Origin of the sequence: Sedimentisphaera salicampi (genome assembly GCF_002117005.1) — a bacterium.
Classification (GTDB): domain Bacteria; phylum Planctomycetota; class Phycisphaerae; order Sedimentisphaerales; family Sedimentisphaeraceae; genus Sedimentisphaera; species Sedimentisphaera salicampi.
Map to the genome: position 1 here is coordinate 2,342,350 of NZ_CP021023.1, position 25,461 is coordinate 2,367,810.

Annotated in this window: 18 protein-coding genes; 7 read left to right on the forward strand and 11 right to left on the reverse strand. The window is 47.3% G+C overall.

Features of this window, described 5'->3' with window-relative positions:
- The first annotated feature begins 210 nt into the window (after window positions 1-210).
- The 5 genes from yajC (at window position 211) to STSP1_RS08905 (ending at window position 7,247) form a co-directional block, all read left to right on the forward strand.
- Entirely contained in the window at window positions 211-642 is a 432-nt protein-coding gene (gene yajC, locus STSP1_RS08885) for a preprotein translocase subunit YajC (protein ID WP_085756000.1), read from the forward strand.
- 57 nt (window positions 643-699) lie between these two features.
- Window positions 700-4,335 carry a protein translocase subunit SecD gene (secD, locus tag STSP1_RS08890; protein ID WP_085756001.1) on the forward strand — a complete coding sequence of 1,212 codons (3,636 nt, stop codon included), beginning with the start codon at window positions 700-702 and terminating at the stop codon, window positions 4,333-4,335.
- 83 nt (window positions 4,336-4,418) lie between these two features.
- Window positions 4,419-4,811 carry a LysM peptidoglycan-binding domain-containing protein gene (locus STSP1_RS08895; RefSeq protein WP_161491689.1) on the forward strand — a complete coding sequence of 131 codons (393 nt, stop codon included), beginning with the start codon at window positions 4,419-4,421 and terminating at the stop codon, window positions 4,809-4,811.
- 77 nt (window positions 4,812-4,888) lie between these two features.
- A complete protein-coding gene (locus STSP1_RS08900; RefSeq protein WP_085756003.1) occupies window positions 4,889-6,136 on the forward strand; it encodes an FtsW/RodA/SpoVE family cell cycle protein in 1,248 nt (415 codons plus the stop codon).
- A 22-nt stretch (window positions 6,137-6,158) separates the two neighbouring features.
- Window positions 6,159-7,247, forward strand: coding sequence for a UDP-N-acetylglucosamine--N-acetylmuramyl-(pentapeptide) pyrophosphoryl-undecaprenol N-acetylglucosamine transferase (locus tag STSP1_RS08905; protein WP_085756004.1), 1,089 nt, complete (start codon window positions 6,159-6,161; stop codon window positions 7,245-7,247).
- On the opposite strand, the gene STSP1_RS08910 is transcribed toward STSP1_RS08905, so the two are convergent.
- From STSP1_RS08910 to STSP1_RS08935, 6 genes are all read right to left on the reverse strand, one after another.
- A complete protein-coding gene (locus STSP1_RS08910; protein ID WP_123807025.1) occupies window positions 7,244-11,842 on the reverse strand; it encodes a PAS domain-containing hybrid sensor histidine kinase/response regulator in 4,599 nt (1,532 codons plus the stop codon). The two genes, STSP1_RS08905 and STSP1_RS08910, sit on opposite strands and share 4 nt — an antisense overlap.
- Window positions 11,843-11,958: 116 nt before the next feature.
- Window positions 11,959-14,508 (reverse strand): hypothetical protein, encoded by a 2,550-nt coding sequence (locus STSP1_RS08915; RefSeq protein WP_085756006.1) that lies wholly within the window; start codon window positions 14,506-14,508, stop codon window positions 11,959-11,961.
- Between the two features lie 44 nt (window positions 14,509-14,552).
- Entirely contained in the window at window positions 14,553-15,671 is a 1,119-nt protein-coding gene (locus STSP1_RS08920; protein WP_085756007.1) for a Nif3-like dinuclear metal center hexameric protein, read from the reverse strand.
- Between the two features lie 101 nt (window positions 15,672-15,772).
- Window positions 15,773-17,440, reverse strand: coding sequence for a dihydroxy-acid dehydratase (gene ilvD, locus STSP1_RS08925; RefSeq protein ID WP_085756008.1), 1,668 nt, complete (start codon window positions 17,438-17,440; stop codon window positions 15,773-15,775).
- A 67-nt stretch (window positions 17,441-17,507) separates the two neighbouring features.
- A complete protein-coding gene (locus STSP1_RS08930) occupies window positions 17,508-18,275 on the reverse strand; it encodes a biotin--[acetyl-CoA-carboxylase] ligase (RefSeq protein WP_085756009.1) in 768 nt (255 codons plus the stop codon).
- 32 nt (window positions 18,276-18,307) lie between these two features.
- Window positions 18,308-18,742, reverse strand: coding sequence for a metal-dependent transcriptional regulator (locus STSP1_RS08935; protein ID WP_085756010.1), 435 nt, complete (start codon window positions 18,740-18,742; stop codon window positions 18,308-18,310).
- A gap of 244 nt (window positions 18,743-18,986) precedes the next feature.
- On the opposite strand from STSP1_RS08935, the gene STSP1_RS08940 reads away from it, so the two are divergent.
- A complete protein-coding gene (locus tag STSP1_RS08940; protein WP_085756011.1) occupies window positions 18,987-19,736 on the forward strand; it encodes a double zinc ribbon domain-containing protein in 750 nt (249 codons plus the stop codon).
- 370 nt (window positions 19,737-20,106) lie between these two features.
- Here STSP1_RS08940 and STSP1_RS08945 read toward each other — a convergent pair whose 3' ends face one another.
- Complete coding sequence (locus tag STSP1_RS08945; RefSeq protein WP_085756012.1) at window positions 20,107-20,430, reverse strand: cupin domain-containing protein; 324 nt, start codon at window positions 20,428-20,430, stop codon at window positions 20,107-20,109.
- Window positions 20,430-20,723 (reverse strand): ACT domain-containing protein, encoded by a 294-nt coding sequence (locus tag STSP1_RS08950; protein WP_085756013.1) that lies wholly within the window; start codon window positions 20,721-20,723, stop codon window positions 20,430-20,432. Before STSP1_RS08950 ends, STSP1_RS08945 begins: the two co-directional genes overlap by 1 nt.
- 199 nt (window positions 20,724-20,922) lie before the next feature.
- On the opposite strand from STSP1_RS08950, the gene ruvX reads away from it, so the two are divergent.
- Complete coding sequence (gene ruvX / locus STSP1_RS08955; RefSeq protein ID WP_085756014.1) at window positions 20,923-21,342, forward strand: Holliday junction resolvase RuvX; 420 nt, start codon at window positions 20,923-20,925, stop codon at window positions 21,340-21,342.
- A gap of 61 nt (window positions 21,343-21,403) precedes the next feature.
- On the opposite strand, the gene STSP1_RS08960 is transcribed toward ruvX, so the two are convergent.
- From STSP1_RS08960 to STSP1_RS08970, 3 genes are all read right to left on the reverse strand, one after another.
- Window positions 21,404-23,194 carry an acyl-CoA dehydrogenase family protein gene (locus STSP1_RS08960; protein WP_085756015.1) on the reverse strand — a complete coding sequence of 597 codons (1,791 nt, stop codon included), beginning with the start codon at window positions 23,192-23,194 and terminating at the stop codon, window positions 21,404-21,406.
- A 30-nt stretch (window positions 23,195-23,224) separates the two neighbouring features.
- A complete protein-coding gene (locus STSP1_RS08965; protein ID WP_085756016.1) occupies window positions 23,225-24,253 on the reverse strand; it encodes an electron transfer flavoprotein subunit alpha/FixB family protein in 1,029 nt (342 codons plus the stop codon).
- Window positions 24,254-24,314: 61 nt separating this feature from the next.
- Window positions 24,315-25,184: an electron transfer flavoprotein subunit beta/FixA family protein gene (locus tag STSP1_RS08970; RefSeq protein WP_226997478.1), complete on the reverse strand. Its 870-nt coding sequence runs from the start codon at window positions 25,182-25,184 to the stop codon at window positions 24,315-24,317.
- Between the last annotated feature and the right edge of the window lie 277 nt (window positions 25,185-25,461).

Genomic DNA, 25,461 nt, shown 5'->3' on the forward strand with positions numbered 1-25,461 from the left:
CAGCCCTTCTTAACTGAAGCAAAATCTGAGAACTGTTTAGAAAAAGCCTCGCCCGCAAAATGCAGAACCTGCTGAAAAGTTTATTCTTTTCTGGTCTTGACGGCTGGAATGGTTGTGATAAAGTTAAAAACCTGTTGCCTTATTCAGGCTTTCTTTTATAATTTCGATACTTTACTCAACAGTGAAATATTCTATAAATAAGGTAGTATTATGCGTAATCTATGGGTTTTAGCAGCGGCCGATCCGGCCTCTGGCGAAAACACAGTAACAATGGAACAGGTTGATGGTTCAACCAGCACAAATTCAACGGCAGAAAGCACGGGTAAAAACGGTGCTGAGGGAACAGGCGAACAGCAGGCCCCTCAGGGTATGCCTCCCGGGCAGATTCTTCTGCTGGTAGGTCTTCTTGTAATGATGTATTTTGTGCTGTTTCACGGTCCGCGCAAGCAGCAGAAAAAGCAGCAGCAGATGCGTGATTCGCTGAACAAGAATGACAGAGTGGTTACTATCGGCGGTATCTACGGGACGATCCTCGAGATAAAAGACGGTATGGTAACTCTCAAGGTTGATGAATCAACCAATGCGAAGGTAAAAATGAAGCTCACCGCTATAGCAGGCAAGGCAGAAGAGAAGCAGGCTTAATTTTTAGAGCGGGTGAGTTGATATATTTAGTGTAAAGACATTGTCAGGAATATAGCGATGGAGAAAAAACAGCACTGGAAAGGTGTTTTAATCTTAGTTCTTGTAGTTTTTGCGGCGCTTTCCCTTTGGCCGCCGCAGAGTAAGCTCAAGCCCGGGCTTGATCTCGCCGGCGGTGCGAGTCTGGTGTACAGTATCGATACCGAAGGTATGAGCGATTCTGAAACCGACGGACTGGCCGCAAAGGTGATTCCGGTTATAAAGAAGCGTTTAGACCCCGACGGACTGTCGAATATTGTAATTCGTCCGCAGGGCGATACGAGATTCGAAATCCAGCTTCCTCTCGCAAGCGAGGAAACTCAGAAGCTCAGGGAGAAATACCAGAAGGCTTACGATGCCCTCGCGGATACCAACATAAATCTTGCGGTGGTTATCAACTCCCTGTCTCTGCCTGAAGAAGAGCGTCAGGAGAAGTTCAAAGAATTTGCGAAGTCTGATTCACACAGAGAATTGCTCAATACTCTTGCTTCAATTTATGATAAACGCCAGAGGCTTCGGGACCAGCGAGATTCAGCCAAGGAGGCGATGGAGAATGCCAAGTCTTCCATGGAAGATCTCGGTATGCGCACAACAGGCCTTCAGTATCAGTATGAAAGCTGGTCTGAGAAAGAAGGCGAGGAACTGACAAAAGCCCTGAATTCTTTTGTAGAGAAGACGGCAGAGGAAGGCGAAGAGCCCGAAAATGCCCAGAAGAAGGTTTCCCTGCTAAAGGACTATATCCAGAGCAGGAGTAAATATGTGCAGGTGGTTGATGAGCTTGCAGGAGAAGTGGCGGATAAATACAAAGATGCCCTTAACGACATCTCAAAGCTCAATATCAGCCTTGAAGCCTTTACCGAGATGCTCGGTTCTAGCGGAAGGCAGGAATACCTCGCAGAGATAAAAAACAAATTCCCCGACAGAATCGAGGAGATTGAAAATTTTGTTTCAGCCTACGATTCCTATGCGGGTGTTCGCGGAAGGCTCGACGATCCGGAAGACGTCAAGCGTATGCTTAAAGGTGCAGGCGTTCTCGAATTCAGAATTATCCCCAGAGCCGCTTCAGGAGACATCAGCAGCGATGAAGCCCAGAACTATATCCAGCAGCTAAAGACTAAAGGGCCGAAGCTCGCATCAGATTCTGATTATGTATGGTGCGAAGTGGACGACCCGCGCGGGAAAGGTTTCCCGGGTTCTGTAACAGGTGAGTTTGCAGGTAAGAAGTATGTACTTGCAAGCAACAAAGATGGTGAAGTGCTTCTGAACAATCAGGACGGAAAAGACTGGAAGCTGGCCAAGGCAAGGCGTGAAACCGATCGGGCCGGAAGAAGGGCGATAGGTTTCCAGATGAACGAGATCGGCGCTAATATGTTCTATGATCTTACCGATTCGAATATGAACCGCCAGTTAGGCGTTCTTCTCGACGGCAAGCTCCTCAGCAGCGCCACAATTCAGGCTGCTATCGGCAAGCGGGGTATCATCACAGGAAACTTCTCGCAGGTTGAGCAGGCCGATATGGTGAACAAACTCAACGCCGGCTCTCTTCCAGCAAGGATAAGCCCGGCACCTATCTCCGAGAAGACAATCGGTGCGACAATAGGCGAGGATAACCGCGATAAGGGTATCACTGCCGGAATTATCGGGCTGGTATTAGTGATGATCTTTATGCTTATCTACTACACCCTCAGCGGCTCGATTGCAGATATAGCGCTTCTTTTGAATATGCTGTTTATCCTCGGAGTGATGGCGTTTTCCGGCGCAACATTCACCCTTCCGGGTATTGCAGGTTTGATTCTTACTATAGGTATGGCAGTTGATGCGAATGTGCTTATATTTGAGCGTATCAGGGAAGAGCAGGAATCAGGCGCTACCCTCAAAACAGCCATAAAATCCGGCTACGATAAGGCTTTCTCGACAATATTCGATGCGAACATTACTACCTTCATCACAGCCTTCATTCTGTACAAAGTGGCTTCGGAGGAGATTAAGGGTTTCGCAATCGTTCTTATGATTGGTATTGTCTCAAGTATGTTTACAGCACTGTTCGTTTCCAGAACAGTTTTCCAATGGCTGATCGGTGCTGGAATAATTAAAGATAAGCTCGTTATGCTCAAGATGATTCGCAAGCCGAATGTTCAGTGGATGAATATGCGCTTCGGCTTCTTTGCTGTTTCGGGCGTTGTAGTTGTAACCGGTCTGTTCATCTTTTTCGCTCGAGGAAGCGATAAATACGATATTGAATTTACCGGCGGTACAAGCGTTCAGGTGAACTTCAAGGAAAACGTTTCTTACCAGCGTGATGAAGTTGAGAAGAAGATCAAACAAGCCGGCCTTGAATCTGCTGAGGTTTACAGCGTAGGCGATAACGACCAGAGCTACGAAATCATTACAACTGAGACCAACAAGAGCAGAGTGAAGGTTGCTTTTGAAGGCGAGGTCCCTTCGCAGCAGAAGGCTGTATCTCTGCTTAACACAAATTCAAGCGATTATGTCAAGCATATAGAGGTCAGCAAAAACGGCAGCACCCTTGAGGTTTCAACCAGCCAGCTTGCAAAATCCGAAATGCGTGATGTACTCTCACAGGCATTCAGTGATTATGAGTATGAGATTGGCGAACAGAAGGTCGATGAGGTTGTAAACAATGCAATAATCGATGCCTTCGGCAAAGAGCTTGAAAGACGTATGGCTCTCGGGCTGGAAGCTGAAGAGCCTGTAATGATTGATGATAAGGTGGCAGATAAGAAGCCGGTTCTGCTTAATTATATCGGCGGGCTCTATATAAACTGCCAAATAGATAATTCTGCACAGGCAGGGCAGATTGAGGCAAGGCTCAACGACCTCCGCTTCAAGCCGGATATGCGAGACCTCACTTGGTTCAAGTTCCATATTCTGAGCATGGACGGCGAAGAGCTTGATGAAACTGAGCAGGTAAGCGAGTTTAAGTATGTGGCTCTGCACCCTGATGCGGGTTCCAGAGAGCTTACTGAAGACGAGATTGAAAACTTCAAGAATAATGAGCTTGCGAAAATCAAGGCAGCTGCTGCTATTGAAACATCGCTGCCGAGGGTTACACAGATCAACCCTTCTATCGGAAGCGAATCGCAAACGAAGGCATTGGTGGCGATTGTGCTTTCTCTGATAGCTATTATCGCATATATATGGATTCGTTTCGGGAATCTCTCGTTCGGTCTTGCCGCTATCGCAGCTCTTGTACACGATGTCTGCATTACTCTTGGTATCCTTGCAGGATGCGTCTTTGTTGCAAACACAGCAATAGGCGAGATGCTTGGAATCCGAGATTTCAAGATCAATCTCGAGATAATAGCGGCCTTCCTCACGATTATCGGTTATTCGCTTAACGATACGATCGTCGTGTTCGACCGAATCAGAGAAAACCGCGGCTCAAACCTCAATGTATGGAAAGAGCTGCTTAACAGAAGTATTAACCAAACGCTTTCAAGGACAATCCTTACATCCGCTACAACGTTCGTAGTTGTGCTGATTATGTACATCTGGGGCGGCGTAGGCCTGAGAGGATTTACCTTTGCAATGCTGCTCGGCGTGCTTGCGGGTACGTATTCATCAATAGCAATTGCATCCCCTGTACTGCTTATCGGAGCAGGGGCGGGAAGCAAAAAAGCAAAATCCAAGAAGTGAGCTGAAGAATGCGAAAAGACTATAAATTCGGTTTAATAGTCGGCTCGCTTATATCGGCAGTTATACTTTCTTGTTACATAAAAATGAGAACAGCTGACCCGGAGACGGAGGTTTCGTCTTCGGGTCTTTCTGTTTCAAGTGAAAACCAGAGGCATAAAGAGGCCGTGCAGGCTCAGACCCCAGATTCCTTCAGGGCTCGGCTTGAGGGCAGCGAAGACGATCAAAGCGGCAGCTTCTCTGCCGGCACAATCGAGGAAGCAAAGCCTGATAAGAGCAGGACTGATAAGGGCAGTGAAACACCTGCGGTTTATCATATTGTAAAAAAAGGCGAAACGCTTTCCTCAATTTCAAAGAAATATTTCGGCAAGTCTTCTAAATGGAATGAGATATTAAAGGCCAATCAGGATCAAATAAATTCAGCGGCAGAGCTTAAGCCCGGGATGAATCTCAGGATTCCTGAAAAGAGCGGGAAATGAGATGCTGCGCGCTGGGGGTATTTGCCGCAGGTTTGTTTTTTTAATATAATCGGCATAATGGAAATGCCGGAAAGCTTATGGAAAAGCATAGGGATTATTCAGATGCAATCGCAATGGTCGCCTTTACTCTAATGGGTATCGGCGTTGTGATGGTATATTCCTCAAAAGCAGACTGGGATTTTCAGTTCACCTCCTACCGCCTGCTTTTATATGCCTTTGCTGTTTTGATAGTTTTTATCTTCAGCGCTGTTCCGTATCAGTGGTTTTCTATGCCTGAAAGGGGCGAGATAAAGGGCAGAATCCAAGAGGCAGTTGAACTGGGTTCCTCAAAATTTCTGGCTTTTCTAAGAGGTGTTTTGAGATGTTTGGCTCTCCCGTCATTTATGCTTGCCACTTTAGCCCTTCTGGTTTTGATTTTTGCAGGCTTCGGGAAAAGCGTGAACAATTCAATGCGGTGGGTTGAGTTTGGGCCTGTGAAGTTTCAGCCATCGGAGATGGCCAAATACTGCGTTATATTTTTCCTCTGCTGGTTTGCTGTTAAGCATTCGCAGGTTTTGAAAAGGTGCAGCATTATAAAACCGAAAAACAGCCTGGATTTGCCTTATAAAGGCCCGCGCGGGCTGAATTTTCTTGTCCTGCTCAGTATTGCCTTTATTGTTCCTGCCGCCTACATACTGCTTGTAATAGTAAATGATTTTGGTACAGGCGCTTTTATGTGCCTTATTGCAGCAATGATCCTGTTCCTCGGGGGGCTGCCTCTCTGGATGCTTTCAGGCGGTATAATTGCCGGCGTGCCGCTTCTTTCTGTTTTTGTCTGGCTAAGGCCTTACCGCGTAAAGAGGATTCTCGCTTTTCTCAACGAAAACGAGCAGTACAAGGATATCAACTATCAGCAGAATCAGTCTTTAGCTGCGATATACAACGGCGGCTTTTTCGGTGAGGGGCTTGGAAGAGGAATCTGCAAGCGCGGGGCGGTGCCGGAAGCGGAGACGGATTTTATCTTCAGCGTGGTATGCGAGGAGCTTGGCTTGCTTGGAGCGCTTTTAGTAATAGCACTTTTCGTTGTGCTGCTGATTCTGGGGTTGAAAGCTGCAAAGCAGTGCAGAGAGCCGTTCGGCAGGCTGCTTGCATTTACGATCTCCGCTGCGTTTACAATACAGGCGTTTATGAATATTCTTGTTGTGCTTAAAATGCTTCCTAACAAGGGCATACCTCTGCCTTTTATAAGTGCGGGCGGGACGAGTCTGTTTATAAGCTGCATGGGCATTGGAATACTTATGAATATTGCGCGTCAGTCTTCCCGAAGGCTGGATGAGGATTATTAAGGTATTGGAATTTGGTGTTTGAATGAGTAAGCGTATTTTCTTTGCAGGCGGCGGGACAGGGGGGCATATATATCCTTCTCTCGCAGCAGCTGAGGCGCTCGAGAAGAGAGCAGATTTGGATATATCATTCTTCTGCAGCGAAAGGGCGGTTGACAGTGAGATACTGGATAATCAGCCATACAGTTTTTTTCCTCTTCCTGCTGAAAAATTCGGTTTGAATTTCTCGTTTGCTGCCGGTTTTATAAAGAGCCTGCTTAAATCGATTCGGATTTTAAAACGCTCAAAGCCCTGCGTGGTTGTAGGCTGCGGTGGATTTGTGTCTGCCCCCGTTCTGTTAGCCGCAAGGCTTTTGGCAGTTCCGTCGGTGTTTATAAATATTGATATAATTCCGGGCAGGGCAAACAGGCTTTTTATAAATATGTGCAGAGAGGTTTATCTCCAGTTTGAAGATACGCTCAAATATTTTGATTCGGGGAAAGTTGCGCCTCTGGTAACAGGCTGCCCCCTGAGAAATGCATTCAGCCAACCCGAAAAGCTGTACAAGCCATCGTTTCTTTCGCCCGACAAGAAGCTTTTGCTCGTAAGCGGAGCCTCAAGCGGTGCGCTGAGCATAAACAAGGCGATGTGCCTTTTAGCGGTAGAATTTGAACGATTTGCACAAAGCTGGCAGATTGTGGTTATAGCTGGAAGAGGCAAGTCGGATGAGCTGAGAGAGGTTTATGCAGGCAGGGAAATCGAAGCTCATATACTTGAATATACCGACCAGATGCCCCCGCTCCTTGCAAACGCCTCTCTTGCGGCAGGGCGAAGCGGAGCTTTGAGCGTGGCGGAATATGCCTTTTCAGGTGTGCCTGCTGTCTGCATTCCTTACCCATACCATAAAGACCAGCACCAGCTTCTCAATGCACGCAAGCTTGAGGAGAAAGGTGTTGCTCTGATTGCCGAGGATTGCAGGGATGATTATCAGAGCACAGCGGATAATCTGCGCAATTCTTTATTTCCGCTTATGGAAGATGAGAAAAGGTTGGAGGAAATGAAAAAGAAATCATTAAATCTCGGCTCAGGCAGAAACGCTGCAGAGCTTATAGCAGAAAGGATATGCTCTTTTTAAACCTCTTCGTTTTCAATGGAACATATATCTTCAAGCTTGTTTATAAGCTTTTCAATTTGAACCACGTCAAAAGTTTCGACAGCCATTTTCAGCTTTTTGCCCAGTTCTATCAGCCCCTCTTCATCTTTTTCCTCACCGAAAGAGATGAGCTTATCTGCTGCCAAAGATACCTCGTTTATCACAAGCCCTGAATGTATCATTTTCTTCAGGTTTTTTATTGTGCTTTCCCAGATATCGCCGGCATTCTCGGGCGAAACTTTCTTGTACTCATCCTCATAAGCCTCAAAGTTTGAGCTTTCAAAATCAAAGTACCGGCTCAAAACATCGCAAAGTTCGCTGAAGTTTACCGGCTTCAGCAGTGTTTCATCAAAGCTTGTGAGGTCGTAAGAGATGCTGCTTTCCATCGCAGCGGTAAGTGCGATTATCGGTATATCGCAGAAGGTTTCGTTTTGTCTGATCTGTTTGGCGAAGCTGCTTCCGTCTATCACCGGCATCCTCAGATCTGAGATTATTATGTCCGGCTTGAAGCCTTCAAGTTTGCTGAGCCCTTCTTCTGCGCCCTGAACTGACAGGGTTTCGAAGCCGATCTTCTGGAGGTATTCCTCGAGCATATAGCGGTTGTCCTGAATATCATCGACCACCATAGCTCTTACGCCTCTTGCAGTGAGGAATACATCTTCCTGATGCTGGTCGATTATTACATCAGGCTTATCCACTGTTTTTTGATTCGGCAAAACTATCGTAAAACAGCTGCCTGCTCCGAGGGCGCTTTCAAGGAATATCTCACCACCCATCTGTTTGATGAGCTTCTTGGATATGCTCAGGCCGAGTCCGGTGCCTTCGTAGCTCCTTGAATCGGAAAGCTCCACCTGCTCGAATTCTTCAAAGATTCGTTTCTGATTTTCCTCTGAGATGCCTATTCCGCTGTCTTTAACCCAAATTGTAAGGGTGCCGCTGGTGTTATCCCCATAGTTGTACTGGAAGTCTGCGCCCATTTCAATAGTGCCCTCGTCGGTGAATTTTACCGCATTCCCGGCGAGGTTAATCAAAACCTGATTCAGACGTTTATTATCCAGCATAAGTACTGGGATGTTTCCTGCATCCAGAGAGAAGCTGAGATTCTTCTGCATAACCTTGTATTTGAAGATCATGCTTATCTCTTCGAGAAGTTTTAAAACATCCGTTTCTTTAGAGATCATACTGATCTTCTCGGCCTCGATTTTCGAGATATCGAGTATGTCGTTTACAAGAGAAAGCAGAGCCTGCCCGGCGGTATTGATCGATTCCACATAGCTCTTATGGCTCTCTTTTTCTATCTCAAGTGCGAGAATCTGGCTGAAACCTATGATCGCATTAAGAGGCGTGCGGATTTCGTGGCTCATATTTGCTATGAAGGTGCTCTTGGCCTTATTTGCAGATTCAGCTGCCTGTTTGGCCTCAAGGAGTCTTTCCTCGTAGGCCTCTCTCTCGCTTACGTCTGTTACGATTGCTGCAAGGAGCTTTTCGCCGTCATGAGAATTAAAGGCTATAATATCAACCTCGACGCTGATAAGGCTGCCGTCTTTTCTTCTCTGTTTGCTTCTTCTTGTTAGATTCTGCCCCGGCTGGAGGCTGTTGTAAAGCTTGCGGTAGTCTTCCAGATTTCTCATAGTTTCAGATTGAGACATTGTCCAAGCCCTGACAGATTCCATATCCTCCTGCGTGTAGCCTGTGTTTTTCAGAACAGTTTCATTGCAGTAGATAATATGTGAATCTTTATCAGCGATATAGATCTCATTGCTGGAGGAGTTGATTGCCTTGCTCATAAGCTGAAGGCTCTTCTGCATCTCGATTCGTTCTGTTATATCTCTTGAAACGATGCAGTAAAGCTGTTTGTCTTCGGGCGAGATGAAGCTTGTGATATTAACTTCTGAGGTGTATTCGCTTCCATCTCTTCGTTTTTGTACAAATTTATCTATCCGGTTTTTGCCCTCAACAAGCAGGCGGCTTTGATATTGTTCTGTCGTGTTGAATACCATTGAGATATTTTCGCCCATCAGAGAATGCTTGTCGTAGCCGGTATTATGGGCAACTGCTTCATTGCAGTAGATAATATTGCCTCTTTCATCGCATACATAGATCTCATCGTTGCTCGAATCCATTGCAAATTGATTCAGCCGGAGCTTCTGCTCGGTTTCGGCCTTTTCTGTATCGTCCCAGAGCATTACCAGCAAACACTCGCGGGAGTTGTATTCAATGCTCCTCTGGTAGATGTTTGCAATAAAGCTCCTGCCTTCTTTCGTGCTTATCTTGATACCGAAGTTAAGCGGATTATTCTCGCTTCCGTCTTTGCTGGTATTGATCTCTGAAAGCTCTGAGCAGGTTTTCTCAGCGAAAATTTCGCTGTAGTTCTTTCCGATTAAGCTGTCCGGGCTTTCGCCTATAAGCTCTGCAAAACGTTCATTGGCATATACAAACTCGTTGTCTTTAGTTATAAACACGCCGAACATTGAGTTTTCCGTGATATCGCGGAACAGGGCGGATTTCTCTACTGCCTCTTTGCGTGCCTTTTCAAAATCGGTTACATCCTGCACCACGCCCCAAAGCCCAACAGGCTCGCCTTTTTTATTTCTTTCTACCTGAGGCTGAACCCTGAGCGTTTTTCTAACGCCTCTGTAATTCAGCGTCATTAAAAATTTCCGGGGCTCAATGCCAGGCCCGTATTTGTCAAAGTTTTTGGCTACCAGAGGAATTTGGTCCTCCCCGCCCTCTATCGAATCAAGCAGCTGATCAAGCGAGATTTCGGTTTGTCCCTCGGGCATACCCATAATCTTTCTTATTCCGTCGGAGATTTCGTATGTCTTCTTTTCGAAGTTGTAGTTGTAGTATCCGAGGCTCGCAATCTCTGCCACATCATGGAGCGTATGGCTTTCAGCAATCTTACGCTCTGAGTCCACCTGCTCTGTTATATCCTGATTGAAGCCGGCGAGGCGGTCTTTCGAGCCTGTGTTGTGATAGTCGAGAAATTCGCAGTATATATATATTTTCCGCCATTTCCCGCAGCCGCTCAAAAATCTTGCATTTATTCCGTTCTTTGGATTTTCGCTGAAATTGAGAATTGAATCCATCAGATTCTCATAGTCGTCCGGGTGGCATATGTCTTTTATGATATTAGGCGAATGCGGCCCCTCGCCGAGCGTTTCTAAACCGAGCATCTTGAAAAATCCCGGCTGGGTGTAGAAAGCATTTTCTTTGTAGTCGTATTCCCACATCCCGAGCATAGAGCCTTTGAGCAGGAGTTCAAACTTCTTTTGAGCTTCAACAAGCTTCTCGAACTGCCTGTGCTGGAAAGTGAAATCAAAAATCGATATGATTACGTTTGTTGTTCCCCCTCTTTCATTCTGCAGAGGCTTGGCAATCAGCTCGATTATATATTCAGCCCCTTGAGCAGATTTCATATTGAGGTCTTTCTTGAGGCTTTTGCTTTCTCCTCTGGCGATTACATTGTCTATGAGCTCTTCAACGCTCACTTTCTTGCGGTTCTGATGGAGCTTTAATATATCATCAGCTTTGCTCCCGCCCTCAGGCTGAACCTTCATTCCCGTCATTCGAACGGCAGACTCGTTCATTCTGAGTATCTCCTTATCCGGCGAGCAAACGATTATGGCCTCATTTACAGAACTTAGTATTGTTCTCAGGAATTCGTAATTGTTAGAGAGCCTTGCTGTGAGGGTGTTGAAAGATTTCGCCAGCCTGCCAATCTCATCTTCGCTCTCTCCTAAGTCAAGCCTTGCCGAGAGGTTTTCCTCATTGATGTTTTTCTCCATTGATTCAGAGCCCTTCAGGATTCGGCTTATTATCTTCCTGTTCATAAACACAGAAAGACCTATAAGACCAATAATAGAGAGCCCAGTAGCTGCCTGACTCACAAAAGACATCACCGAAAGATGCTGGATATTCTGCTCGCGGAGCTTGTTTGAAGAATCTCCCATCTCAGATATCACCCCATCTAAATTGTCCCTGATGCGAAGCCTTTTCTGGAAGTAGTTTTCGTAAACATCAGGTGCCATAACATCCTCTCTGCCTGAGAGGATTGAATATCTGCTTGCAAGCTTCGGATCTACGGAATTAGGCTCGCGTCCAGTGTATTTCTCCCGAATCTTCTTGGAGAATTCTATTTCAAAATTTATGAGATTGTTGATTTGCTCGATGATGCTGTTGAGGCTGGATGCCTGCGAACTGTTTAGCCCGAACCGTTCCGGTGATACATTTGAATAGAGATGTCTTTTTTCGTCGAAACCTTCCTGGAAGGGCTCTGCCTTGGTTCCGCCCATCTGGTTTACGATTTTTGCGAATTCTACTGCGTAGCTCTCCTCGCCGGAGATGCAGTAGGTTTCGAAATACTGAGAGGCAATGCGCATTTTAAGCTGCATCTGATAGGCTAAAGACAGAAGTGCTTCCTCTCTTTCTGCCTGCTGCTCAATTTTCTTTGACAGTCGAAGTGAATACTGCTGGCAGATAAGCGGCGTTATAAAAAGCACGAACATACCCGTCAGGTAAATTATATGCGCTTTGCGAAGGCTTTTAGTCTTTAAGTTTATTCTAGGTAATCTCAAAACTCTCTCAGTTTTGTTAAACCGTTTCCCTTAATATTCTCTTATAAATACTGCCTTCAATATTTTATCAAATATTTATATGAGTTACAGAATAATTACGTGAAATTTTGAAATTTTTACAGTTTTTTGTACTTGAGGAAAAGAAAATCGCCTGGTTTATCCATCCTCAAACCTACAAAACCATCATCGCAATCTGTTATTTTTTCTGTTTCTTCAAGGAGATTCGTGATTTTTAGTTTTCCAGAACCCAGAAATTTTAATCTCACAGTGTTTTTTGAGTAAGTATTTTCTTTTTCGCGGAAAATCAGGATAAAGCCCTCTTTATCTCCCGGGCTGCAAAACTGAAATCCTGCCCAGGACCTGCCATTGGGTCTTTCCCCTATCGGGAAAGTGAAATGGCTGTACAGCTCAGCTGAATTCTGCGCATAAACCTCGAACACGTTGGAAACCGCTTGTTTATCTTCGATATCTTCAAAAAACTGAGCTTTCATGCCGGGAAGCCCTGCGCAGCTGGCTGCCGCAGCAAATTCGGGGCTGTAATCCCCAAAATCCTGCAATAGAAGCTGCCATTTCCCCGGGTTGTTGTATTTTGCAAGCTCCCAGCAGTCTTGCAATATGTGATTGCCGTTTCGCTGGAGCTCTGTATTATCGGGATAAAGGCGGATTTTTCCGTATTCTCTGAGGCAGTAGTATCCTGCGCTTGGGTATTCTTTGCCGGTTTCCATGGAGAAACACGAATTGCCTTCGGTCTGATTCAGGTATTCCTCGCTTCTCCGGCGGAAGCTTTCGAGTTCTTTGTAATCTCTGATTTTAGAATTGTCCAGCGTCCAGAATGAATTCTTTAATTTTTCATAATTCCAGTTCAAATCCTGCGTTTCTATGCTGTTTTTAGCAGAAAGCCCTGTTCTAAGGTTATTCTCAAGCATCGCTTTGAAAACATCCTCCCACTGGTTGGGGAAGAATTCGCTGTCCGGCCGCCACATATCTCTGCCGATCAATCTCTTTTCCTTTTGAAGCTCCCAGCCAGAATCTATGTTTACAATCCCAAACCCTGCCTTGCCTGCCCGAGCCATATTCTCGGTTACATTTTTGCTGTTAACCGGATTCTTCTCAAGTTTGGTATTGTACCTGCTTCCTGTCCTGCAGTAGGTAAATCTGCCTAATGAATCTTCGGGGAAAACCAGCCTGTCGAATTTTTTCATGGAAAGCAGGAGCTCGTCTTTATCGCCCTTCGATAAGATTACCCAAGTCGGCCATCCCTTTCTGAATCTATCCGCTTTCATTTCAAACTGCCTTATTCCCCAGCCTGTTACTGTAAGACCGGATGGGGTGAGAGAAAACCAGCCGGTATCAAAGCTGTCTAAATTGCGGCATTGATTAGATTCCTTCACTACTGCAATCCCGTTTTCCCCGCTTTGGAATGTCATAAGATTTGCCCACTCAAACTGCCGGGAAGTATCTGACTGCACGTTCAGCGTTTCTTCTTTTAGAAGCGGCTGTTGAGGCTCGTTTTTCAGGAAATCTTCATTGATGCAGTTGTAGCCTGCAAAATTCACTTTCCCGCCTGAGAAATTGATGTTAAGTTCTTCAGTTACGCCTCGGCTCTGATTGTAGCTTCTTCTCTGCAGGTTTCTCTCGCCGCAGTCCATATAGGCAGCGAGCCCGAAGCCCTCGGGCGCTTTGCCGAGGATAACCTCTGCACGATTTACCGGCAGTTCAGAACGGTGCATTGGTTTTCTGCAATTCTCTTCATAAATCCATATTTCGCTTATAACTGCATCCGGCCCCTGACGCTTCTGCACCTCAACAATGAAATCATCTTCCAGAAGCATATCGCCGGGTACGGTTATAGAGAATTCATCCGGCTTTTCCTGCTTGTTTTTGTAGTCCGGCAGTGTTGTTGTGGGGATTAAGATGGCCTCAGAGCGTTCGCCTTCAATTCTCGCCACCACTCTCTGCCTTCTGCCGGTTCCGTTCCAGTCCCACCAGCTCAGGCCTAGAACGTAATCCCTGTCGTAGCTGATGTTTTTAATTTGAAAGCTGATTTTTGAGCTGCTCGAGAGCACAGTTGCGAAAGCAGGGTCTGTTTGGTCTCTGAAATCATCCGGGAAGTGAGTGGAGCCGTTTTCCGCCTTGATTATTATTTTATTTTTTTCCGTTTTTATCGGTGCTATATTTTGCGGCGGCCTTTTTATCCCGAGCTGAGTCTTAATTCCTTCTGCGCCCGGGTAAACGCAGACCTCATACAAAACTGAAGTTCTCTCGGAAGGGTAGTATATTACTGCTCTGAGCCTCAGATGCTCTTTGGAAAACGGCGTGGCCTGCTGAACTTCGGCATCTAATTTTCTGATAACACCCTTTTTGTCTTCTGTTATTCCGAAGTACGCCCAGTCGCAGTTGTTTTCGGGTTCTTCGATCCATTCTTTGCCGGTGCTGAGATTCTTTAGGCTCACTGTTCCAAAGCCGTAATCTGTCCATTGCCATACCCGCTGAACCTTGCCCGTAGAGGCGATGAGCTGTTCGTCCTCGCTGTATATCCTTGCCTTCCCGAGGGATTTATCTATTTGCGGTATAAAGGCAAAACAAAACGCTGGAATGAACAAGAAAGCAAAGGCCGCTGCTTTTATCACTGATGCATAATTCTTTAATGCCGTTTTTGATATCATTTATTTTTCCTGCTTCTTGAAGCTGTTAATTCAGCTGATTGAAACTATAACATAGTCCACCTGAAAGGGTCCTTATCTTCTTTGGATACTTCAGCTAAGATGTCTTTGTTCAGGGATTTCAGGTTTTCAGCGAGGCTTTTTAGTATGAATCTTTCTGATACGCTGTGGCTCAGGCAGATGCAGCTCAGCCCTTCTTCCTGAGCCATAAGAGCCTCGTGATGTTTCATCTCGCCGGTGATGTAGAGCTGGCAGCCAGCCTTGATCGCAGAAGAAAAAATGCTTCCGCAAGAACCTGCGCATACAGCAGCGGTTTCCACTGTTCTCTTCGTATTTCCTATAAGGCCGAAAACCTCTCCGCCGGCAGCCTGTTTTATCCTTTTCGCCACTTCCTCCACTGTCGCCGGGGCCTTGAGCTTCCCGTATCTTCCGAGCCCGTATTTTGTTTTGAGCGTTTCCATCGAAACAAAATCATAAGCGGGCATTTCGTAGGGATGAGCTTTCAGCACGGCCTCAAGCACTTTTCTGCGTTTGTCTTCCGGCACTACTGCCTCAAGCCGGATCTCCGATACCTCTTCAAATGAATCAACGCTTCCCATTGCAGGTTTTGCCCCTGAAAGCGGGCGGAAGGTTCCTTTGCCTTCAGTTCTGAAGCTGCATGCTTCGTAGTTGCCTATCTTCCCTGCACCTGCCTTGAATGCAGCCTCTGCTGCGCTGGCTGCATAATCCTTCGGCACGAAGACCGTGAGCTTCCAGAGTTTGTCTGAATCCAGCTCGATAGGGTCGCTCAGGATTTTGGGCTTTTCTATCCCCACTGCCTCTGCGAGCTTATCGTTTACCCCGCCCTGAGCAGCGTCGCAGGCAGTGTGTACGCTGAATACATTGAATCCGTTTCTGATCAGCTTGTAAATCACAGGCTTTTTAGACTGCTTTGTAACCTTTTTAAGTCCTTCCCATATCACGGGGTGATAGCAGAGGATTGCATCGAAGCCGCCTCTTTCTGCTTCGCTGTAAACCGCTTCTGTGAGGTCTATGCAGAGAAGAACCTTGCGAACCTGCCCGTCTTCATCACCGATCAAATGCCCCGTATTATCCCATTGCTGTGCGAGCTGGAGCGGGTAGATCTGATTTATCAAGCTTAGAAACTGTTTTGCGTTTACGCCCATATCTTATAACACTAAAAACATTAAATTGTTAAAAACAGGCGGCCTCAAAGCTTTGCAGTGAAAACCGCCTGAAGTTTTTTATCAAATTAGAAATGCCTTAATTACCATTCAAGCACAGCGCCTTTATCTGCGCTCTGTGCAATCTTTGCGTATTTGGCCAAATAGCCCGTTTTGATTTTTGCCTCACGCGGTTTCCATTTGCTGCGTCTTTCCTTCATCTGCTCTTCGGAGATGTTAATTTTGATTGAATTCTCAGGGATGTCGATTTCGATTATATCCCCGCTTTCAACAAGCCCTATCGGGCCTCCTGAAGCCGCCTCGGGGCTAACATGCCCGATGCAGGCTCCTCTTGTTCCTCCGCTGAAGCGTCCGTCGGTTATCAGTGCTACGCTTTCGCCGAGCCCTGCTCCCATTATGTAACTGGTGGGGCTGAGCATTTCCTGCATCCCTGGACCGCCTTTAGGCCCTTCATAGCGGATAATCACAACATCGCCTTCTTTTACCTTACCGCCGAGGATTCCCTCGCAGGCCTCTTCCTGGCTCTCGAATATCACGGCAGGGCCTTTGTGTTTCATCATAGATTTATCAACGCCCGCCGTCTTTACCACGCATCCGTTTGGAGCGAGATTTCCGGTGAGGATTGACAGCCCGCCGGTTTTGCTGTATGCCTTATCGAGCGGATGGATGCATTCTTCGTTTTTGATTTCCGCATCGGAAATATTTTCGCCGATTGTTTTGCCTGTAACGCTTAGGCAGTCTTCGTGTATCAGGCCTTCTGTTTTTGAGATTTCCTTCATTATAGCGCTTATTCCGCCCGCCTCGTTTACATCCTGTATGTGCCATTCGCTGGAGGGGGAAACCTTGCAGATATTCGGGCATTTTCTGCTTATGCCGTTGATTCTTTCAAGGTCGTAGTCAACTCCCGCCTCTTTGGCTACAGCGAGGGTGTGCAGGATTGTGTTTGTAGAACCGCCCATTGCCATATCTATAGTGAACGCATTATCAATGGATTTCTCGTTGATGATATCCAGCGGCTTGAGCCCTTTCTCGAGGAGTTTGATTATCTGGCTTCCTGCCTGTTTATACAGTTTCTCCCTTTCGGGATCTGCTGCAAGAACAGTTCCGTTGCCCGGGAGGGCCATTCCTATCGCCTCGCACAGGCAGTTCATACTGTTCGCTGTGAACATCCCTGAGCAGCTCCCCTCTCCCGGGCAGCCGTTTGCCTCGAGGTCTGCGAGGTCTTCATCTGTGATCAGGTCTTTGTTTCTCTTAGCAACGCCTTCGAATATGCTGATCAGATCAACCACGTTTCCGTTCTTGTCAACGCCGGCCTTCATCGGCCCGCCGGAAACGAAAACTGTAGGGATGTTTACACGCATAGCACCCATAAGCATTCCGGGAACAATCTTATCGCAGTTCGGGATGCAGACCATTCCATCGAAGCAGTGTGCGTTGCACATTGTTTCCACAGAATCTGCGATAATCTCCCTTGAGGCAAGCGAGTATTTCATGCCGCTGTGCCCCATGGCGATTCCGTCGCATACGGCGATTGTGTTGAATTCAAACGGCACTCCGCCCGCATCACGAATCGCCTGTTTTACGATTTTAGCCACGAGATTGAGATGTACGTGCCCGGGCACAACCTCGCAGAAACTGTTTGCCACAGCGATGAAGGGCTTGCCCATATTTTCTCTTTTTATTCCGCATGCTCCGAGCAGACCGCGGTGCGGGGCCCTTTCTATTCCGCTTTTTACTGTATCACTTCTCATTTGTTATCTCCTGCAAACTCTTTTAAGCAATTTTTCCCATAATAACATTGAACTCTGAAAATACAAACTATATTTTCCAGTTTACATCGCCTGTGTATATCTTTTCAATTTTATTGTCTCTGCGCTCAAGCACAAGTGCTCCCTCATTGGATATGCCTCTAAAAATTCCGGTTTGAACCGCCTGTCCGTTTTCGGTTATCTCAATCTCAAGCCCTTTGCCGAAGGCCAGCTCTTCCCAGCGTTTTTTTATTCCTGAAAACCCTTCATTCAGCCATATTTCAAGCCAAGAGCTCATTTTTTCGAGTATCGTATTGAGGATATCCTCCGGACGGTAGCAGATGCCGGTTTCAAGATATACAGAACTTGCAGGCTTGTCTATCTTTGCAAGCTGACTGTCTGTCATATTAACGTTCAGCCCTATCCCGCAGACTGCCAGGGTTTGGCCGGCGAAATCCGCAGTTTCGCAGAGAATCCCGCATATCTTTTTGCCGCCGCAGAGGATGTCGTTCGGCCATTTTATCTCTGCACGCTCTATTCCCATTCCCCTCAGCGCCTCGCATACAGCCACCCCTGCGGCAAGGGTAATGCCTGATATATCTCTTCTTTCATCCCTTATTTTTGAGGCAAAGGAAAATGTAAGGTTCTCGCCTTCAATCGAATTCCAGACCCTTTCCTTTCTGCCTCTGCCTTTTAGCTGCCTTTTTGCTGCCGCAACAGCACCTGCCGGGCAGGAGAGCAGTCCTGAGGATATTTTTTCCTTGAGATAGGTGTTGGTGGAATCAAGCTCATCAAACCAGAGCGGTTTTTGGAAGCGGTTTTGAGTTCTTTTTTTTATCTTCTCATCTCCTTAACCTTGAACAGATCCATCTACTGCTCATTATTGAGGCGTTTTTTGAGTGTGTCTGCTAATTCTGCTCCTTCCGGGCTTTCAAGGAAATACATAAGCGATGTGAATTTGTCGTAAATTTCCTGATGGAGTCCGTGTTCGCATTTGCAGGCGGCTTCTCCTGCCTTCTGCTCATCAACACAAAGCACATCTTCGAAAAATCTCTTCAGGAGCCTGTGCCTTGATTCCACGCGGACCGCCTCATTCCGCCCCTTTTTTGTGAGTCTGATATGTTCGTACGGGGTGTAGTTGATAAGACCCTTGGCCGATAAGGACTGAAGCGCGCCGGTTACAGAAGCCGCTCTTACACTCATCTTCTCTGCGATTTGCTTAACCCTTGCTGAACCCTCTTTTTCCTGAATTAAGTATATCGCTTCAAGATAATCCTCAAGCCCAGAGGTTAATTTCTTTTCCATAAATCACCTTTGTCAATGCCTGTAAACAGGCCGATTTTTGTTTATTAGCTTCCCCTAACGATTGCGAGTTGAATCTTAATCTTATATGATGAATATGTCAAGTATAGTCAGATTTTGCCGCTGGCCACGAGCCGCTTGCCGCAAAAAATTGTCGCATACTTGCTCTAAACAAAAAGCGGAAATATTTGTAAGCGACGGGTTTTTATGATAAAGTTAGCCTCCGTGAAGTTTTGCGGGTTTGAAAATGAGGATTCTGGCAGAACAAATTTGCGATAATCTCATCCATACGGCAAACGCTGTTCTCTGGCCTTCCAGATGCCTTGCCTGCGGGGAGCTCACTGCTGCTGGACAGCCGCTCTGCGGGGACTGCTGGGACGGGCTCAAAGATGCCTGCAGCGACTGCGCGTGCCCGAGGTGCGGGGCGGTTGTGAGCGAGGAGGCAGCGAAAAATGATATGTGCGGATTCTGCATAAACAAAAAGCTGCATATAAACGGATTCGCCCGCGCCGGCAGATACGAAAGCACCCTCAGAAACCTCGTGCTGATGCTCAAACGCTCGGAAAATGCTGCCCTGATTAAGCTTGTTCGAATCCTCGCAGTTTCATCCTTCCAGAACAGATTCGCCTCTGAGCGGATAGATTTTGTGTGCCCTGTGCCTCTGCACTGGACTCGCCGCTGGGCAAGGGGATTCAATCAGGCCGGCATACTCGCTGCTGGGCTCAAATCCATCGGCATCCCTTCCCGAACTGTGCTAAAGCGCACAAGGCAGACAAGACCCCAGCCGGTGATGGAAAGCTACAGCAAGCGAATGAGAAACGTGAGAGGGGCTTTCGCTCTGAAAAGATTCGCTGATGTGCAAGGCAAAAGTATCCTGCTCGCTGACGACGTTCGAACCTCCGGTGCAACGATCAACGAATGCGCTCGTGTGCTCAAAGAGGCGGGAGCAGAAAAGGCATTCGCCCTAACCCTCACCGTACCGGCAGGGCAGATTTAGCCCCCGGCTCAATTCGTAATTGCTGCGCCAGTCTGTAATGAGCGTCTGCTGTCCACTTATTTCTCCCCCGGAGGCGGAAAGTAAGCGGATAGATTCGTGGCTCGTGGCGAGCAATAAAATCATTAGAGAAAATTAGTGTGAATTAGTGAGTGAGTGGACAAGGTGGACGAGGTGGACTCGGTCAGCGGAACTTTAGCCTTTTGCCTTCCCATTGCCTTGAACCTTAAAAATCCTGTAGATACTTGCCCCGCAGCCAAAGCGGTTCGGGGCTGTAAATCCTGTCAAAAAAAACTCTGTGCAACCTGTGGATTATATCTCCTTGCTATCTGCGGGTCTGATTTCTCTGGTCTTTTTGCCTACGAGAGTTTTCTCAGAAGTGGATAGCGAGCCATATTGTCTTTTCGCTTTGCGAAGTATCCGCCACTCTGTGTTTGCAGCCTGCTGGAATAAAACAATAGTCTCCTCGAGCAAGCCTTACCGGGCTATTCTGGGCGAATTCAAGGATTCCCTCTCCCTCAAGCACAACAACCCATTCGTTCTTCCCGCTGCAGAGCCACTGTCCTTCGGGGGTTTTATGCCCATCGGAGATTATGCGCTCGATTGTAACACCACCTCTGAAGAGAAGCTCATCGAACTGCTCACCTTCCGGAAAACTCTCAGGCAGATTTTTGAATATATTTGCCGGATGCAACATCAAACCCTGTGCATCTCGGTGAACAGCTTTTCATCCTGGCAGTTTATGCGGAGATCAAGCTGCTCACCAGCCTCTGCAAGACGCTTTTTTAATTCGCTCATCGTCGTACTGCTGGAGGCCATATCGCAGGCCATTGTCATTACAAACAGCTCTTCGCTCATAATCTTCTGGTTTACGTCTATGATGTTTACGTCCAGCTCGGCAAGCTCCCTGCTGATGCGGGCAATAATCCCCACCTGATCCTTGCCGGTTACTGTGATTATGCATACCCGTGAGTGGCTTTCGTTTTTCATATATATTCCTTCAGCTGTATTAGCTTTTTCTTCGCTGCCGGCGGCTCAAATCAGCCGGCATTTATTAGATAAGGCTTAAATTATATCCTTTCAGCTTTGAGTAAAAAGAATTTTCTCGGCTCACCCTGCCCTGCTCAGCTGAAAACAAAAGTGGAAAAAGCTGCGGGCAGAAATATAATCATCGCCGGAAGGAAAGATTATGATTATTTTAGCAGTAGATTACGGGCTCAAACGCACAGGACTCGCAGTTTGCGACAGGGACGAGATTATCTGCTCGCCGCTGGAGGTGGTGCAGCAGAAGGACGATGGACTTGCGGAGAAAATTGCCCAAACAGCACAGGACTACAAAGCAGAGGCTCTTGTATTCGGTCTGCCTTACAATATGGACGGCACAGAAGGCAAGCAGGCGAAAAAGGTGCGAAGCTTCGCAGAAAAGGCAGGGAAGATTGCCGGTCTTGAAGTTTTCTTTCAGGATGAAAGGCTCACAAGCGAATTTGCATCTGATATGCTCCGCCCAGCAGAGCTAACGCGAAAGAAGAAAAAAAAGAGGCTGGATGCTGTGGCTGCTGCGGCAATACTCAAGGCCTTTACCGAGAAAAGAAAGCTTGAGAATTCATAGAAAAAGCCGCAGAGAAAAGCTCCCTGCGGCTTTGATTTCTAAGCATTCAGCCATCAGAAAATCAGACAAGCTCAGGCACAGGGCCTGCGATGTCTTCGTAATCTTGGAATGTTGATTTATCTCCGAGCAGGATTTGGTCTGCAAGGGCTTTGATAATCGGCGAATTGCGTTTTATGTATCTCTTTGCAATCACTGCCTTGCGTTTTTTCATACTCACAGTTTCGCCTTCTTTGGCGCTTGCTGTCTGCATATCGCTGGTGCAGCTTGCATGACGGCATAACAGATACCCGCATATAATCTTAATCGCTATATCCACGATCCTGCGGCCGTAGAGATCCATAAATTCTACGCTCTCTTCTTTTATATGCTTTATGCACTGATCCATTGTTTTCCTGTTCTGCTTGAGGATCTCGAGAAGCTCTTCAAGCTCCGGGTCAAACTGGAAATCAGCAAGCTCTTCGATGTATTTCTGGGCTGTTCCGTTGCAAACGCCGCGAACACAGGCCACAATCTGGAGCTGGGTAGTGCCCTCGTAAATCGTTGTGATTCTCGCATCGCGGTAGTACTGCTCGGTGGGGTAGTCCCGCATAAATCCCGAGCCCGCAAGCACCTGAATCGAATCATAGGCCACCTTGTTAGACATTTCCGTTGAGAGATACTTGCTCATAGGCGTGAGCATAGCGGCGTAGCGTTTTATCATCCGAAGCTGCTTTTTGGCGTCTTTCTGCTCTTCTTTGCTGTAGTCGTCGCTTTCAGTTATTCTGGTAAGCCCGATTTCCAAATCCACCACGCGGCATGTTTCATAGAGCAGAGCCCTGCTCTCTTCCACGTCTATCTTCATCTCGACGACCATATCACGAACTGCCGGGAGGTGTTCGATAGGTCCGCCGAACTGCTCTCTGCTCGCTGCATAATCCCTCGCAACACGGTATGCCGCCTCGCCTATTCCCACAGACTGGGCGGATATCCCGATCCTTGCTCCGTTCATAAGAGCCATAACATAGGTTACCAGCCCGCGGCGGGTTTCGCCGATGAGCTTGCAGGGGGTGTTGTCAAAGTATATCTCGCAGGTGGGAGAGGCATGGATTCCCATCTTATCCTCAATTCTGCGGATTTTCACACTAGGCCCGCTGTGGCAGACGAACAGACTCAGGCCAAGGCCGTCTTTGCGGTCGTGCTCGCTCCTTGCCATCACAAGGAGAACCTCGCCGCAGCCGTTTGTGATAAACCGCTTCACGCCGTGGAGATACCACTGCCCGCTGGAATCCTGAAAGGCCTTCACCTTGCAAACCTGCAAATCTGATCCGGCATCCGGCTCGGTTAGAACCATTGCTCCGGTTTTTGTGCCCGCTGCGAGGTCGTGAAGGTATTCCTGCTTAATCTCTTCTGAAGCGAACGAGTTTATTGTTTCCGCAATACCCTGAAGCCCGAAGATATTCATCAGCGAGGCATCTGCCCGAGATATCATCTCGTTTGCCACAGACAGAATCGTGGTTGGGAAATTCAGGCCGCCGAAACGGTATGGGAGGGTCATCCCCATCACATCCGCCTTGGCGAGCTTATCGAGAATTTCATTCATCGCTTCAGGACGCTCCACTCTCCCGTCTTCGGTGAGCGTGTTGCCCTGCCTGTCCATCTCTTCGCTTCTTGGAGCAATGAAATCTGCACATAGCTGGCCGAGAGATTCCATCACCATATTGTAATTCTGGATTGCCTCCTCAGCACTTGCCGGGGCATAATCGAATTTATCTGCAAATTTATACCCTTGCTCTGTCAGGTTGGAGATACCGCTGAGGTCCATATTGTTCAATACAAAGCGAAGGTCGTCGTTATCTGTAAAAAAGTTGCCCATAATCTTTTCCTTATCTTTCTATTCCGGCCTTTAAACCTTCTCTTTAACCGCCTTAATCATCTGCGGAACAACTTCGTTGAGATCTCCGCAAACCTTGTAATGCGCCACATCAAAAATCGCTGCGTCCGGATCGTTGTTCACAGCAATAATCTTCTTCGATTCGCTCATCCCCGCCTGATGCTGAATAGCTCCGCTCAGGCCGATAGCTATATAAAGGCTGGGACGAACGGTAGTGCCTGTCTGGCCTACCTGATAATCCTTCCCGATATAACCGAGATCCGCTGCTGCTCTTGTGGCAGCGGGAACTCCGCCGAGGGCGTTTGCAAGATCCCATATCATCCGGAAGTTCTCCTTGCTGCCTACTCCTGCTCCGCCTGCAACAATAATTCTTGAGGCCTTCAGATTAACCGACTTCTCCCTTCGTACTTGCTCAATAATCTCTATCGGCAGGTCTTGGGCGGAAAGGCTTACGCTCTCATCTATCACCTCGCCTTTGCGTTTTGCATCCGGCTCGGGCATCGGCATAACCCCTTCACGAACCGTTGCCATCTGAGGCCAGCGGTCGTAATTTATGATTGTTGCGATGATATTTCCGCCGAAGGCAGGACGTATCTGCAGGAGCAGATTTTCGTGCTTTTCGCCGGTCTTCTTGATTTCATGGTTTCCGATCTGCAGGTCTGTACAGTCCGCTGTGAGACCGGCCTTCATCTTGCTCGCCACTCTCGGGGCGAGATCCCTTCCCACAGGCGAAGCTCCATAGAGCACAATCTGCGGCTTATGTTTTTCAATTAGAGTACATAAGACTTTCGTGTATGAATTTGTCTGGTAATGCTCGAGCAGGTTGTTCTCAACTGCATAAACCTTATCCGCGCCGTACTGTATCAGCTCCTCGCAGACAGATTTAATGCTGTCTCCGGCAATAACAGCCCCCACTTTCACGCCGAGCTTATCTGCAAGCTCTCTGGCTCTTCCAAGCAGTTCGAAGGCAATATCTTCCACCTTCCCAAGATGCTGCTCGGCAAAAACCCACACCTCGCCTTGTCTGTTTACTTCTATCATTTATAAATCCCTTGAAAATCAGCAGGCTTGAAAACAAGGCCTGCGTAAACATCATTTTTAATCAGCCTATTGTATGGTCTTCTATAAGCTCGTGCACCATATCGTTGATGCCCTGAGCACTAGGCTCCACTTCTTTGCTCTCTTTTGCAGTGAGCACAACGCTCATTATCCGATGAACCTTGGTTGGAGAGCCGTCTCTGCCGCACCACTGCAAATCTGCCTGAACATCATCCAAATTAAGCTGTCCGATAAGCAGCCCCTTATCTCTCATCAGGCTGATATCCTCTTCACTTCCGCCTTCTTTGGTTATCTCGGCAGGGGTTTTGGCGTTCTTAAACTTCATTATCCGTCTTGCAGCCCCGATTCTCGGCTCGTTTGCCTGATCGGTAACAGTGAGCAGAACTGGGAGTTTGCAGGCTGTTTTCTGCCAGCCGTTACCCATATTTCGCCGGCAGACAATCTTCTCAGGGCTGAGCTCGTGAACCTGTTCCACGTAAGTTATCTGCGGGATATCGAGCTTCTCTGCCATCTGAGGGCCAACCTGCGCGGTATCTCCGTCTATAGCCTGCCTTCCGCAAAGCACCAGGTCGTAGCCGATTTTCTCAGCAGCTCTTGTGAGAATATAGCTGGTAGCGAGCGTATCGCTCGCAGCGCAGCGGCGGTCGGTAACCAGAACCGCATCATCAGCACCCATAAACATGGCCTCACGCAGAACCTCTGAGGCTGAGGGCAGACCCATCGTTACAGCGGTAACTGAGCCGCCGTATTTTTCTTTGATTTGGAGAGCAAGCTCAAGGGCGTTGAGATCTTCGGGATTGAAGATCGCAGGCAGCGCCCCTCGGTTTACCGTTCCGTCCTCGTTCATCGCTTCGCCCGTGATACGGCTGGTATCAGGGACTTGCTTAATAAGAACTATGCACTTATAAGCCACAAATTTTCTCCTAATATTACTAATTTCTGTTTTAATTCAGTGAAAATCCGTATCAGTCTATTAAAAAGCGGGTTAAAGTCAATATGTGCGACGTGTCGCAGAAGCCTCGGAAACGCCCAAAACCATCCAGATATTACTCTCTTTTTCAGCCGAAAGCTTTTCTAAGCTGTTGAAATTTTCGTTTACTGACTGACAGACTGAACGGCTTTAAGACTCAAAGAATGGGAAAAAATTAAGCTTAGATTTAAAAAATGTTAAAAATTTTTTAATTTTGGCT

What these genes read in the sequence shown, in the direction of transcription:
- STSP1_RS08945 (WP_085756012.1), bottom strand. Translation starts at nt 20,430, where the DNA reads ATGTTGCATCCGGCAAATATATTCAAAAATCTGCCTGAGAGTTTTCCG.
- STSP1_RS08920 (WP_085756007.1), bottom strand. Translation starts at nt 15,671, where the DNA reads ATGGGCGTAAACGCAAAACAGTTTCTAAGCTTGATAAATCAGATCTAC.
- STSP1_RS08935 (WP_085756010.1), bottom strand. Translation starts at nt 18,742, where the DNA reads ATGGAAAAGAAATTAACCTCTGGGCTTGAGGATTATCTTGAAGCGATA.
- ilvD (WP_085756008.1), bottom strand. Translation starts at nt 17,440, where the DNA reads ATGAGAAGTGATACAGTAAAAAGCGGAATAGAAAGGGCCCCGCACCGC.
- STSP1_RS08895 (WP_161491689.1), top strand. Translation starts at nt 4,419, where the DNA reads ATGAGAACAGCTGACCCGGAGACGGAGGTTTCGTCTTCGGGTCTTTCT.
- STSP1_RS08950 (WP_085756013.1), bottom strand. Translation starts at nt 20,723, where the DNA reads ATGAAAAACGAAAGCCACTCACGGGTATGCATAATCACAGTAACCGGC.
- STSP1_RS08900 (WP_085756003.1), top strand. Translation starts at nt 4,889, where the DNA reads ATGGAAAAGCATAGGGATTATTCAGATGCAATCGCAATGGTCGCCTTT.
- STSP1_RS08960 (WP_085756015.1), bottom strand. Translation starts at nt 23,194, where the DNA reads ATGGGCAACTTTTTTACAGATAACGACGACCTTCGCTTTGTATTGAAC.
- STSP1_RS08905 (WP_085756004.1), top strand. Translation starts at nt 6,159, where the DNA reads ATGAGTAAGCGTATTTTCTTTGCAGGCGGCGGGACAGGGGGGCATATA.
- STSP1_RS08965 (WP_085756016.1), bottom strand. Translation starts at nt 24,253, where the DNA reads ATGATAGAAGTAAACAGACAAGGCGAGGTGTGGGTTTTTGCCGAGCAG.
- STSP1_RS08940 (WP_085756011.1), top strand. Translation starts at nt 18,987, where the DNA reads ATGAGGATTCTGGCAGAACAAATTTGCGATAATCTCATCCATACGGCA.
- STSP1_RS08915 (WP_085756006.1), bottom strand. Translation starts at nt 14,508, where the DNA reads ATGATATCAAAAACGGCATTAAAGAATTATGCATCAGTGATAAAAGCA.
- secD (WP_085756001.1), top strand. Translation starts at nt 700, where the DNA reads ATGGAGAAAAAACAGCACTGGAAAGGTGTTTTAATCTTAGTTCTTGTA.
- ruvX (WP_085756014.1), top strand. Translation starts at nt 20,923, where the DNA reads ATGATTATTTTAGCAGTAGATTACGGGCTCAAACGCACAGGACTCGCA.
- yajC (WP_085756000.1), top strand. Translation starts at nt 211, where the DNA reads ATGCGTAATCTATGGGTTTTAGCAGCGGCCGATCCGGCCTCTGGCGAA.